Genomic DNA, 13584 nt, shown 5'->3' with positions numbered 1-13584 from the left:
TTGTGAATTGTAAATTGTGAATTGTGTAATTCTGTCCAGTTTGTCATTCTGAGGAACGAAGAATCTTCGTAAGTAACTCTACAAAGATTGAAAATCGTTATGGCTAATTGTCGCGGGGATTCTTCGTTCCTCAGAATGACAAAACTATGAACATAAATTATAGCTAAGAGCAAAACCTGAAACCTGAAACAAAACAAAACCTGAAACAAATTTTTTAATTTCTAAAATCAAACCATAAATTCATTTTGATTCCGTCATCACCACTTTTAATTCTGATATTGGTCGCCTGACTTTCTGGTCCCTGATGTTCTAAAGGTTTAAAATCTCTCATAGCCGGAATTTCATACATAAATGAAATATCTCCTTCCGGGAATGTTGGCTGTGGATAACTTCCGGAAAAAGCATTTTTAGGCAAATCTGGTGTGAATAATCTCAAAAATAAATTATCAGATTCACTGAAAACTTTAAATGATGATGCACCCGCTTTTAAGTTTGCACCCAATAAATTAGCATGATAACCTTTAAACTCAGGATAAACCAGATTTTCAAAACTTTCGCCCGTTATAGTTGTGTTATAATCTTTCTCCCAGATACCGTAAGTAGTTCCTTTGATTCTGTTTTTCCAGACATGGTAAGGACCTCTTCCAAACCACTTCATTCCGGTAACTTCTTTTTCCGGAAAACTAAAAGTAATTCCGAATGCGCTGATTTTATCTTCAAAAAAAGCACCGTCAAAACCTTCACCGCCTGAAGCATTTTTCAGTGCAATCAATTCCATTTTGAATCTTCCATCAGGTTTCATGATCCATTTAACAGAAGACAAACCTCCGGTGTAATTTACGGTACAAACGGCTTTATCACCTTCCTGTGAAACCTGAATGTCTTTTAATTTGGCTTTCATTCCAATCGGTCGAGGGCCATTTGTTAATTGAATAGTTGAAGTTCCGTTTTTAACAGAAGAAATTTCTCCTGTCAAAGCATCAAAAGTTACCGTTACATCGCTTCCTTTTAAAGTGATTTCGTTACCTGTTTTTACACCAGAAGCTTTTGCTTTTGTATTTTGAACTGCTAAGAATTTTTCAGCATAATATTTTGCTTTATGAATTGGCCATGTCCATGTGTAAATTTCGTTATTGAACTGATCATGAGCCGTAATAGATAAAATGTCTCCTTCAGCAAAATTAGACGGAACAGCGAATTTAATTTTACGTGTTTCGCCCGGATCTATACTCGGAATCTCAATTTTACCGGAGCTGATTGCTGCCGAAGTTCCATTCGTGTAAAGAACGTTATTGTCAGATTTTAGGACTTTAAATTCCATTTTGCAGGAATTCAGATTACTGAAAAGATAGTCGTTTATAATTAAGAAAGCACCATCAAAATCTGCGGTAACCTGTTTTGGCTGAAACTGAATCGGAGCCCAGACTTCTTTTACGGTATAGTAACTTCCTTCTTTTTCACGGTGCGGTCCTAAAATTCCATCTGCAGCCAAAGAACCTTTTGAATCGAATTTTGCATCTCCGGTCCAGTCAGAACGAAATACGGCTTCATCCAGCATTGCCCACATGAAACCTCCTGCAAACAAAGGGCTTTGTTTATAACGTGTCCAGAAATCTTCAAGGGCAGCTCCGTGACCATTATCGTAAGTTCCGTGCATAAATTCGGTTGGGAAAAATACATTTTCGCCATTGTTAAAACGATGCATTCCGGTTAAATAAGTCGGATAATGGTGCGTGTCCCAGCCGTTAAAATCAGCCCAAGGGTGAATGACGATTCTTTTTTGCGGGTCATTATCTTCAAAAACTTTATCAACGTTGTAATTCCAGCCACCTTCGTTACCATTATCCCAGATAATTACAGAGGGGTGATTCACATCGCGAACGACCATTTCGGTTACTAATTTAGTTCCGGTTTCGGTATCATAAGAGTTTTGCCAGCCAGCTAATTCATTCAGGACAAAAAGGCCTAATGAATCACAAACGTCAAGAAAGTGCTCATCAGGAGGATAATGTCCGCGAACAGCATTCATGTTCATGTCTTTTAATAATTTCACATCCAGATCACTGATTCTCTTGCTGGTGCTTCTTCCTCCTTCAGGCCAGAACGAATGACGGTTGATACCTTTCATCACGATTTTGGTACCATTGACATAAATTCCATCTTGTTTTTTGAATTCTAAAGTTCTGAAACCAATTCGTTTGTCGTATTTATGAATTATGGCTCCGTTTTGTTTTAAAACCAGTTCCAGATCATATAAATTTGGACTTTCCGGATTCCACGGTTTGATGTTTTTCCATTGAGCAGCGATTGATGCCGCAGTACTTTTTGCTTTTACAGGAAAAGTAAAAGTTTCGAATTTTTCTCCGTTTAAACCTTTCAATGTAGCTTCTAAAAAAGCATTTTTAGAAATGTTTTTAAGATTTAAATCTACAGTAATCGAGCCGTCCATTTTTGGATTTACTGCAATATGTTGAATATGTGTTTTAGGAGAAACTTCAAGCCATACCGGACGATAAATTCCTCCAAAAAGCCACCAGTCTGCTCTTCTTTCGGCTGCATTTACTGATTTATTGGCAGAATGTTTCCAGACATGAATTTCTAAAGTGTTTTTAGAACCGAATTTTAATAAGGAGGTAATATCATATTTAAATTCATAAAAACCACCCTGATGAATTGCTCCGGCCAGTTTTCCGTTGATTTTCACTTCGGTATCGGTCATGGCTCCGCCAAACGCAATTAAAATTTCTTTGTCTTTATAATCAGCAGGGACATCAAATTCAAATTTATATAAACCTTCTTCCTTGCTTGGTTCTTTTTGGTTCAGTTCTTTGTACCATCTTCCATACGTGTATTCGCCAAAACCTTCTAATTCCCATTGGGATGGAACATTTATTTTAGACCATTTTTGACTATTATTGCCTCCGGTGCAAAAGAAATCCCATTGTACAGGATGTTCAAAATCTTTTCCGGATAGGTAAACTTTATCGGTTTGCTGTGCTGTGCTATTTTGATAAGAAAATAAAGCTAAGGCAGCAATTGTAAGGTCTTGGATTGCGTTTTTTAGTAACATAAATAGGTGTTTCTATAATGGTTTAGTTCCCATCTGGTTTAGTAATTTCAAATCGGTCACTCAAAGGAAGTGTCCAGTTCGAAATATAATTTGGTTTCTTTGGATTGTAATTTGGAACTTCTTTTTGAATTTGCTTTTTTAGTGGAATATCAAGTTCACGGATTCCCTTCAAAACACAAAGCGCAATTTCATTTGCTCCAAAACTATTAAAATGCGTATTGTCTTCCAAAACTTTTAGCTGTCCCGGAAAAGTATTCGCAGGATATTGTACAAAAGCTTTTCGGGAAGGTTCATCGCCCCAGGTTTCATATAATTCTGTTGTCATTTTGGTAACATCAATAAGGGCAATATTGTTTTTTTGAGCAACAGCTCGCATCGCAGCAGGAAAATCTCCATGTGTTTCCTTTAAAGTTCCATTTTCATTAAAAGCACGTCTTTGTGTTGGTGTTACTAAAACCGGGATAGCTCCTTTGTCTTTGGCAGACTTAACAAACTCGGCTAGAAGAGTAGAATAAGAACCCCAGGCACCATTTCCTTCACCTTTTATTTTTTCGTCATTATGCCCGAATTCCACAAATAAATAATCTCCTTTTTTGATTAGTGAAAGAATCTTTTTTAAACGATTTCCTCCTTTAAAAGAACTCAGTGCCGAACCCGAAACTGCATAATTGGCAACCACAACTGTATTGTCAAAATAATTGGTTATAAACTGTCCCCACGAAGCCCATGGTTCTACATCCTGATCCGTAACGGTTGAATCTCCGGCAAGATAAACTACAGTTAAATTGTCTTTTGGCGTAATTTTTATACTTTGAATTGCAACTTCTCCTAAAAACTCTAATGTAAGTTTATCGTCCCAGTTAAAAATATCTTTTTCCCTGTCTTTTAATGAAACATTCTGTGTGTCATCAATTTTTGGAGTTCTGACATTTACATTAAAAATTTGGGTTACCGGTTTACCTTTTTTAATTGAAAGCTGATCCAGCATCAATCTTCGTGATTCGGCTTTTATGGTAACATTGGTCTGTTTTTCAGAACTTCCCATAAAGACTTCAATCTGGTAATTTCCTTCTGGAAGTTTTACCGAAAAGTAAGTTGGTTTAACCGCAGAAAATGTATTAGAATTGATTGTAGCATTCGAAGCAGAATTCATATCAAAACCATAGCCTGTTTCGGTATTGTATGCCAAGGTAGTGTTTATAATAATCCCATTGTTTTTCAAGGCATTTCCAAAATAAAACAATTTACCTTCAGAATTTTTCTGTGGTAGTATCTTATCTGAAGAGTTATTGTTCAGAGCAAACAGATTCAACTGTAAAACAAAACAAAAAATAGCACCCAAAGAAGTTTTAATGTTTATCAAAGTTTTTCTATTTAAATTATTGTATTTTCAAAACTAACGGTTCCATTATTATATAGTATCCTGTACTATGATGTTAAAAAAATGAAAGAATATAAATTATGATATTGAAAAAAATCAGGTAGGTACAGGATGCAATACCATAAAAAAACGAAGAAATTGCGTTTAAATTATCAAAATCATTAGGTATTTGATAATGATTATGTGCCTTTGAATTATTAAATTTTATGAAAATCAAAAACAATACCATTCACACACTCATTGGCTTACTACTGCTATGTCCTGCTCTAATTATTGGACAGGAAAAAACTCAGCGTAAAATGCATTATGTTCCCGAGGGAAATAGTTTTGTTTTGAAAAATGGTACCCGAAAATTCAACAGGGCACTTTATGGTTCTAATACAGGTTTTAGGGTTGAGACAGGAGATTTGCCTGAATTTGCCATGTACATGCCGGGAATGGGAGGAAACTTTAAACTGGGCTTGGTCAATGACAAAGAAAGCAAGTGGATTACAGAAGCTTCAAAAATTGATACAAAATATGTATTGGGTACGATGCAATACGAAATTCAGGACCCTATTTTAGATAACGGAAAACTGATTGTAAAAGTTGTTGCACTTAAAGAAAAAGAAGGTTTTATTGTAAAAGTATCAGGCGAAAATGTATCCAAAAAAGTAAATTTGGTCTGGGCTTATGGAGGAGCAACCGGTAAAAAGTTTAGTCGTGACGGTGATATTGGTGCCGATCCTGAATCGGTGTTTTATTTACAGCCTGAATATTGTACGAATAATAAATACACCCTAAAAAAACAGTCTTTTTTACTGGAATATGGTTCTGAAAGTAACAAAGAGAAAACGGGTAACAATAAAAAACTCACAGGTTATTTTCCGGGTTCTGATGTAAAATTAGCCAATCCAAAACGGCAAAAAACGCCTTTGGAATTATACAGTTCAAGTCCTGAAAATCTAACGCTTGTTACAGGAAAAAGTGCCATTTCAAAAAGCGAATTATACTGGCTGTTTGCAACTGAGGACTTAAAATCAGATGTTTCTCAAAAAGGATTATCGCAATTGTATGATAAATCGGTTCAGGAAACGCTTCTTTTGGCGAATAGAGTAAAGGTTACAACGCCGGATCCTTACATTAATATATTAGGTTCAGCACTTTCCATCGCAGCAGACGGGATTTGGGAAAGCCCGGCTTACCTTCACGGTGCTATCGCATGGCGTATGTATCTGAACGCGTGGCGTGGTGCTTATACGGCTGATCCTTTGGGCTGGCATGACCGTGCGAAAGCGCATTTTACAAGTTACAGCAATTCACAGGTTACCACTCCTGAAAACGGTCCCATTGTTTGGGATACGGTTCGCAATTTTGCACGCCAGAAAGAAGTCTTAGGAACCTCAATGTTCAGTAGTGGCTACATCAGCCGAAACCCAAATAAAAATACACTAGCACATCATTATGACATGAACCTGGTTTTTTTCGATCAGATGCTGAGGCATTTTAAATGGACGGGAGATACTTCGTTTATGAAAGAAATGTGGCCAACGATCCAAAGACATTTAAACTGGGAAAAAAGAAACTTTGATCCGGATAATGACGGACTTTATGATGCCTATGCGACAATTTGGGCGAGCGATGCTTTACAGTACAGCGGTGGCGGTGTAATACATTCTTCGGCTTATAATTTTTATGCAAATAAAACGGTGGCTGAAGTAGCCAAAAAGATTCAGCAGAATGAAAATCCTTTTGTTAAAGAAGCTGATAAAATACTAAAAGCTTCAAAAGACCAGCTTTGGATTCCGAAAAAAGGCATTTTTGCAGAATATAAAGATGTTCTTGGAAACAGATTATTGCATGATGTTCCCGGTGTCTGGAGCATTTATCACACTATCGATTCCGAATTATCGAATCCGTTTGAGAGTTATCAGATGCTGCTTTATGTGGACAAGCAGATTCCGCATATCCCGATTTCAGCGGAAGGACTTGATAAAACGGATCTTTACACGATAAGCACCACCAATTGGCAACCTTATACGTGGTCTATCAATAATGTGGCGCTGGCAGAACAATTACATACGTCGCTGGCTTTCTGGCAGGGAGGACATTCAGAAAAAGCATTTAAAATGTGGGAAAGTGTGCTGATCGAAAGTATGTATCTTGGCGCTTCTCCGGGTGGTTTTGAACAGCTTTTGTATCAGGATGCCATAAGAGGCGAATTGTACCGCGATTTTGCTGACCCGATTGGAATGGCGTCGAGAACTTTGGTAGAAGGACTTTTCGGTATTCAGCCTGATGCTTTGGCGGAGGTTTTAACGATTCAGCCTGGATTTCCTTCAAAATGGAATCACGCAGCTTTGGATATCCCGGATATTTCAATTGATTTTAAAAGAGAAAACAAAACAGACTCCTATTTCATAAAAAATCAGTTTACAGCAAAAATGAATCTGAAACTGGTTGTAAATGCACCTTTTGACGGAATTAAGGATATAACAGTTAATGGAAAATCAGTTAGCTGGAAAAATATTCCGGAAAGTATAGGTACTCCAAAAATTGATGTGGAAGTGCCGTATGAAACTGATTATGATGTAAAAATTAACTGGAAAGGTGATGTTTTAGAAGATATAAAACCTGTTGCTTCATTAACTGCAGGAGAATCTTTTAGCATAACAACCACTAAGGCAGAAATAGTTTCAGTTTATGACCCGCAGTCTATTTTGAATAAAATTTCGAAAACAAATAAATCGTATGAGGCAATTGCATACGGAAACCAGTCTAAAACATTTTTCGTTCAGTTAAAACAAGGAGATGTAACATGGTGGCAGCCAGTTGAAGTTGATTTGAAATCTAAAATTGAATCAGAAATTATTCAGTTAAAAAATAATAATGTAGAGATTACCCTAAAGAATAATTCGGAGAACAAAATTGAAGGAAATATAGTTTTTGATGCTTCGGAAAAAGGAAATCAGCAAAAGATTGTTTTAGATGCCAATCAAAAAGAAACCGTTGTAATTCCGTTTCAGAAATTAGTTCCGGGAACTAATAATTTTTCGATTCATACAAATTCAAATTCCATAAAAGAAATCACTTTTACGAACTGGGATATTCCCGTTAATGCTGCAACAAAAACAGAAACAGTTTCGCTTTCTTCTTTTTTTAATTCGAAAGTAACAGATGTTTTCAATCAAAAATATTTATCTCCAAGACCACAAACCGTGACTTTACAACTTCCAACAAACGGAATAGGGAATTGGTGTTACCCGAATGTATCGGTAAATATTGACGATTCAGGATTGCGCGGAAAAGCTAAATCAAACGGAGAAATTTCAACTCCATATGGTTTTTCTTTTAAAACTCCTTCTGATGGAAATCAGAAAAACATCATTTTTACATCGCAGTGGGATAATTTTCCAAAAAGCGTTAGTATTCCTTTAAGCGGAAAAGCATCGCACATTTATTTTATGGTTGCCGGAACTACTAATCCAATGCAAAGCCGAATCGTTAATGGTGAAATCGAGGTTAATTATACAGATGGAACTTCGGAAATTTTACAATTGAAAAATCCGGAAAACTGGTGGCCAATCGAGCAGGATTATTTTGTGGATGGATTAGCGTTTACAACCGATGCACCAAAACCACCAAGGGTATATTTGAAATCGGGAGAAATTTCAAGAACATTTAAGGATTTTAAAAGTATAAAAGGATATTCAAATTTTGGAATTGATGGCGGAGCTGCAACCATTTTGGATTTGCCTTTGAATAAGAATAAAACATTAAAAAACATGACAGTCAAAACTATCGCAAATGATGTGGTAATTGGTTTGATGAGTGCTACTTTAATTAGATAATATTTTTAAATTAGAAAATATGTCAATTAGATAATTAGATAATTTTTAAAACTTAAACGATCAAAAAATAAATTAAATATCAGATGAAAAAATATCAATTAATTATTGCATTTGTGTTTTCTATTTCCCTGTCGGCCCAGCAAAAAATAGACAGGAAAGCATTGGTAACAAGGCATAATTTTCAAATTACCGCAATAGATACTTTAGCTTCCTTGACAGTTGGAAACGGTACTTTTGCTTTTACTGTTGATGCTACTGGTCTGCAAAGTTTTCCTGAAAAATACCAAAACGGAATTCCGTTGGGAACACAATCTGAATGGGGTTGGGACAGTTATAAAAATACGGAGAATTATAAGTTTTCTGAGACTCTAAAAGACGTAGATCAGTATGGTCGTAAGATTTCGTATTCAACACAAATTAAAGAACCTGCACGAAAAAAAGAAGCAGTCGAATGGTTTCGTCAAAACCCGCATTTATTGCAATTGGGAAATATAGGTTTTGAAATCACCAAAAAAGATGGCAGTTTGGTAAAGCCGGAAGATATTGAAGCGATTAATCAAAAGCTGAATTTATGGACAGGAATAATTGAGAGCTATTTTGAGGTCGAAGGCACTTCTGTGAAAGTGATAACGGCTTGCGATCAGACAAAAGATGCTTTAGGCTTTAAAGTAGAATCAGATTTAATTCAACAAGGGCGTTTGAAAATTCGTGTCCGAATCCCTTTTCCAACAGGACTATGGGGTGATATGGGTACGAAATGGGAAGAAAAACAGGATGTAAGTATTTCAGCCGTAGCTATTGCGGGGACTGATATGGGGAAAAAATGGAGCGGAAAACAAGATTATAAAAGCAATCTGAAAATCAAAAATAAATCAGAAGCTACAATTACACACGTAATGGACAGTATTTCGTATGATATTAATTTGAAATGGAAAGGCACTGCATCGATTAAAGAAAAAGCGAAACATTATTTTGTTGTAGAGCCTTCAAAAAGCAATACAATCGAATTGAGTTGTTCGTTCGTTCAAACAGATAAAAACAAATCTGTAATTCCTTCTTTTGAAGCGATTGAAAAAAGCAGTATTGCTGGTTGGGAATCCTTTTGGAAAAGCGGTGCAGCAGTAGATTTTTCAGGAAGTACAGACAAACGTGCACATGAATTGGAACGACGTGTAATTCTTTCGCAATACCTGACCAAATTACAATGTACCGGAAAAGTTCCGCCACAGGAAACGGGGTTAACTTATAACAGCTGGTACGGAAAGCCGCATTTAGAAATGCATTGGTGGCACGGAGTACATTTTGCACTTTGGGACAGACCTGAATTACTGGAAAACAGCCTTCCGTGGTATCAAAAAATTTTCACAAAGGCTAAAGACATTGCCAAAAGACAAGGTTTTGAAGGGGCAAGATGGCAGAAAATGACAGATTATGATGGTAATGAAAGCCCGTCGTCTGTAGGGGCATTCCTGATTTGGCAACAGCCGCATTTTATTACCTACGCCGATTTGATCTATCAGGCGAAACCAACAGCAGCAACTTTGAATTTATATAGCGAACGTGTTTTTGCAACGGCAGATTTTATGGCTTCATTTGCCAATTACGACAGTAAAAACAATCGTTACGTTTTAGGGCCGGGCGTAATTCCTGCGCAGGAAAGATTCAAAGCCATCGAAACTTTTAATCCTACGTATGAATTAGCATACTGGAACTGGGCTTTGAAAACGGCTATCAGCTGGAAGAAAAAATTAAATCAAAGAGTGCCTGAAAAATGGGAAGATGTTTTGAAAAAACTATCGCCATTGCCAATTGCGAAAGATGTTTATCTGGCAACAGAAAGCGCTACTGATTCGTATACCAATCCGGAGTTTAAAACCGATCATCCGTCAGTATTAGGAACTTTCGGGATGCTTCCTGAAACGTCTCTTTTAGATAAAAAAATCATGAAAAATACTTTCGATTTGGTTTGGGATACCTGGTCATGGGACAAAACCTGGGGATGGGATTTCCCAATGACAGCAATGTCTGCAGCCCGTTTGCAAATGCCTGAAAAAGCAGTTGACGCTCTTTTTATGAATGTAGTAACCAATACGTATTTAATAAACGGACATAATTACCAATCGCCAAGACTAACGTTGTATCTTCCGGGTAACGGAGGATTACTAACGGCTGTTGCGATGATGTGCGCCGGCTGGGAGGGAAATACAATAGAAAATCCTGGTTTTCCAAAAGATGGGACATGGAAGGTTAAGAGTGAAGGGTTTAAGAAGATGTTTTAGTTTTTTTGAAGACGCTAAGTTGCTAAGATTCTGAGAAGCTAAGTTTTTTTAATCTCGCAAAGTAGCTAAGACGCAAAGAAAATGTAAAATCAAAACTTTGCGATTCTGCGACTTTGCGAGATTATTTTTTTTACAAATAAACCTTATCTGCTAAAATCAGTCTAAGTATGCATAAAACTTTATCTACCAAAACCAATTTATGAAAAATAAAATTTTAGTAACATTATTCCTTTTGTCGGGTTCCATTTTATTGGCCCAAAGACAAATGGAAAGTTTAGATCGTGGCGTTATTGCCATTAAAAACAAAGGACAGTTTTTTATTAGCTGGCGTGTTTTAGGAACTGATGCAGATGATCTGGCTTTTAATTTATATCGAAAAAGCGGAGTTCAAAAAGCTATAAAACTAAATGAAGAGCCTATTACCGGAGCCACGAATTTTGTTGATTCCAAAGCAAACCCTAAGGAAGAAAATACCTGGTTTGTAAAAACGGTTTTAAAAGGAAAAGAAACAGAAGCCAAAGGAAGTTTTACGATTCCGGCTTCAAGTTCGGACAAGGATTATTTGTCAATTGCTATAAAACCGGTTGAGGGTTATATTCCGAATGATCTTTCTACAGGGGATTTAGACGGAGACGGAAGATATGATTTGGTAGTGCATATGACCGGCAGAGGACATGACAATTCGCATACAGGTATTACGGATCCTCCTATTTTTCAGGCGTATACTTTAGACGGAAAATTTTTATGGCAGATTACCTTAGGCAAAAATATTCGCGAAGGGGCACATTATACACAGTTTATGGTCTATGATCTCGACGGAGACGGAATTGCAGAACTGGTTTGCAAAACAGCAGATGGCACAACTGATAGTCAAGGGAATGTAGTAGGAGATACTTCAAAAGACTGGGTAGAGCGAGACCCAAAATCACCGATTTACGGGAAAATTTTAAAAGGTACTGAATATCTTTCCGTTTTTGATGGAAAAACCGGAAAGCTGGTTACAACAACAGATTATATTCCGGAGCGTGGTGATTTGGCAGGCTGGGGCGGACATGGAGGTAGCGGAGGAAATGACACCAAAGGAAACAGAATTGACCGTTTTACCGCTTGTATTGCTTACCTGGATGGCATTCATCCAAGCGTGGTAATGTGCCGTGGATACTACGGCAGAACAGTTTTAGCAGCTTTTGATTTTAAAAATAAAAAACTGGTGCCAAGATGGTTTTTTGACAGTAAAGATGCTGACAATCCGTATTCCGGAATGGGGAATCACGGACTTACAGTTGCAGATGTAGATAACGACGGAAAAGATGAAATCATTTACGGATCGATGTGTGTAGATGATAATGGCAAAGGATTGTATACGACAGGTTTCAGGCACGGAGATGCGCTGCATGTTTCAGATTTAGATTTGGATTTTCCTGGCTTAGAAGCATTTGGAATACATGAGATTGAAAATAAAACTACCGGTCCGGGTGTAGCTGTGTTTTCAGCAGCAGACGGGAAAGTTCTATTTACGGATTCTCCCAATGAAGACGTTGGGAGAGGAGTAGCTGATAATATCGATCCAGCCCGAAAAGGCGCACAATGCTGGTGGTCCGGTTCTAAGTTTTTATATGATATGAAAGGAAATAAAATAGGGGATGCACCAAAATCAATTAACTTTTTGATTTACTGGGATGGAGATACTTCAAGAGAAATTCTGAATTCAAATTATATTGATAAATATAGAAAAGGAAGGTTGTTCACAGCAACGGGAGCTGTATCGAATAATGGTACAAAATCAACACCGGCGCTTTCTGCGGATATTTTTGGCGACTGGAGAGAAGAACTGATTTTAAGAAGCGCAGACAATACCGAATTACGAATCTATTCCACCATAATTCCAACTGATGTAAGGCAATATACTTTAATGCATGATCCGCAGTATCGTTTGAGTATTGCCTGGCAAAATGTAGGATACAACCAGCCGCCTCATACCGGTTTTTATTTTGGAAGCGGCATGCAGAAGGCTCCAAAACCTAATATTGTTTTGATGCCTTTGAAGTAAAATAGCAAAATAATCTGGATTAAAAAATGTATTGTTTTTGTACTAAAGATAAAAGTACCAAACAATATCTGTCAGTAACAGTTTTAGGATAATAAAAAAAGGGTCAGCTTTTAAATAAAGCTTAACCCTTTTTTAAATTATACATTTCTTAGAATAATTTTCTTCTTCCTAATAGTATTTTCTTTTTAAAAGTCTCGAATGAATCTTTTCCCCGGATATCAATTCGTTGTACTTCATAAATGGCTTTCATCGGAAATACATTAATTCTGTTCCCTATTCTAAGTCCATATTTAATTCCGTATTTTTTTAGTAATTCGAAAAACTGCTCTTGTTTAGGTCCTTTTTTTCTATAATACCCTCCAAAAGTATACGCTAAGGCAGGAAAAACATTTAAATTTTCTTTTGCGATTATTTCCTGACAAAGTTGTAAATCCTTTTCTATGTCTTCCAGTGATAAATGAGCATAATTATCATGCTTAAAAGTATGATAACCTAACTCAATATGAGAGCCAATTGCTAACAACTGTTCTTTGTTCATCAATTGCATATTATCACTTATAAATTTTCCATTCCAATCTACTTTCTGCCCAATCCTTCCAAGCACCATAAAACAGACTGCTTTAAAATCATACTCTTTTAGTAGAGGATATAGTTCTGTATAATTGTCTAAAAAACCATCATCAAAAGTAAGTACAATTGCTTTTTTGGGTAATTTTTGCTTATTATTTTTTAAAGCATCAACCTCTGAAAGCCATAATGTTTGATAATTATTTTTTTTAAGATACTCAAATTGTTCAATTATTTTATCTTTTTTAATTGTAATCTGATCTTCAAAACCATTTGTTGAAATAGAATGATATTCTAAAATTCTTAATTTATTTTTAGAAGGGTAAAATAATTTAAACTGGATATTTATTACGATTAAAAACAATAGTAATAAGACAATTAAAACAGAAACAATATAAATCATACTT

The 13584-nt window shown here is 36.3% G+C and carries 6 protein-coding genes; 3 read left to right on the top strand and 3 right to left on the bottom strand.

The window, feature by feature from the left end; translation table 11 throughout:
* Positions 1-214 precede the first annotated feature (214 nt).
* On the bottom strand, positions 215-3070 hold the full coding sequence (locus FLACHUCJ7_RS17840; protein ID WP_180909859.1) for a glycoside hydrolase family 2 TIM barrel-domain containing protein: 2856 nt from the start codon (positions 3068-3070) through the stop codon (positions 215-217).
* 22 nt (positions 3071-3092) lie between these two features.
* Complete coding sequence (locus FLACHUCJ7_RS17835; RefSeq protein WP_180909858.1) at positions 3093-4433, bottom strand: rhamnogalacturonan acetylesterase; 1341 nt, start codon at positions 4431-4433, stop codon at positions 3093-3095.
* Between the two features lie 224 nt (positions 4434-4657).
* Between FLACHUCJ7_RS17835 and FLACHUCJ7_RS17830 the strand changes: the two genes are divergently transcribed.
* The 3 genes from FLACHUCJ7_RS17830 to FLACHUCJ7_RS17820 all read left to right on the top strand — a co-directional run bounded on the left by FLACHUCJ7_RS17830 (position 4658) and on the right by FLACHUCJ7_RS17820 (position 12610).
* Positions 4658-8281 (top strand): DUF4450 domain-containing protein, encoded by a 3624-nt coding sequence (locus FLACHUCJ7_RS17830; protein WP_180909857.1) that lies wholly within the window; start codon positions 4658-4660, stop codon positions 8279-8281.
* A gap of 83 nt (positions 8282-8364) precedes the next feature.
* A complete protein-coding gene (locus FLACHUCJ7_RS17825) occupies positions 8365-10560 on the top strand; it encodes a hypothetical protein (protein ID WP_180909856.1) in 2196 nt (731 codons plus the stop codon).
* 199 nt (positions 10561-10759) lie between these two features.
* Positions 10760-12610 carry a rhamnogalacturonan lyase gene (locus FLACHUCJ7_RS17820; protein WP_180909855.1) on the top strand — a complete coding sequence of 617 codons (1851 nt, stop codon included), beginning with the start codon at positions 10760-10762 and terminating at the stop codon, positions 12608-12610.
* Positions 12611-12758: 148 nt separating this feature from the next.
* Here FLACHUCJ7_RS17820 and FLACHUCJ7_RS17815 read toward each other — a convergent pair whose 3' ends face one another.
* Positions 12759-13580, bottom strand: a complete 822-nt coding sequence (locus FLACHUCJ7_RS17815) for a polysaccharide deacetylase family protein (RefSeq protein ID WP_110305205.1) — start codon at positions 13578-13580, stop codon at positions 12759-12761.
* Between the last annotated feature and the right edge of the window lie 4 nt (positions 13581-13584).

Origin of the sequence: Flavobacterium salmonis, assembly GCF_903819435.1 — a bacterium.
GTDB classification, from domain to species: Bacteria; Bacteroidota; Bacteroidia; order Flavobacteriales; family Flavobacteriaceae; genus Flavobacterium; species Flavobacterium chungangense.
Note: the sequence above shows the minus strand (reverse complement) of the source record. Positions and strands in the feature narration are given on the sequence as shown.

Excerpts from the sequence above, each read along its gene's own strand:
- FLACHUCJ7_RS17815 (WP_110305205.1), bottom strand. The coding sequence starts at position 13,580 with ATGATTTATATTGTTTCTGTTTTAATTGTCTTATTACTATTGTTTTTA.
- FLACHUCJ7_RS17825 (WP_180909856.1), top strand. The coding sequence starts at position 8,365 with ATGAAAAAATATCAATTAATTATTGCATTTGTGTTTTCTATTTCCCTG.
- FLACHUCJ7_RS17840 (WP_180909859.1), bottom strand. The coding sequence starts at position 3,070 with ATGTTACTAAAAAACGCAATCCAAGACCTTACAATTGCTGCCTTAGCT.
- FLACHUCJ7_RS17820 (WP_180909855.1), top strand. The coding sequence starts at position 10,760 with ATGAAAAATAAAATTTTAGTAACATTATTCCTTTTGTCGGGTTCCATT.
- FLACHUCJ7_RS17830 (WP_180909857.1), top strand. The coding sequence starts at position 4,658 with ATGAAAATCAAAAACAATACCATTCACACACTCATTGGCTTACTACTG.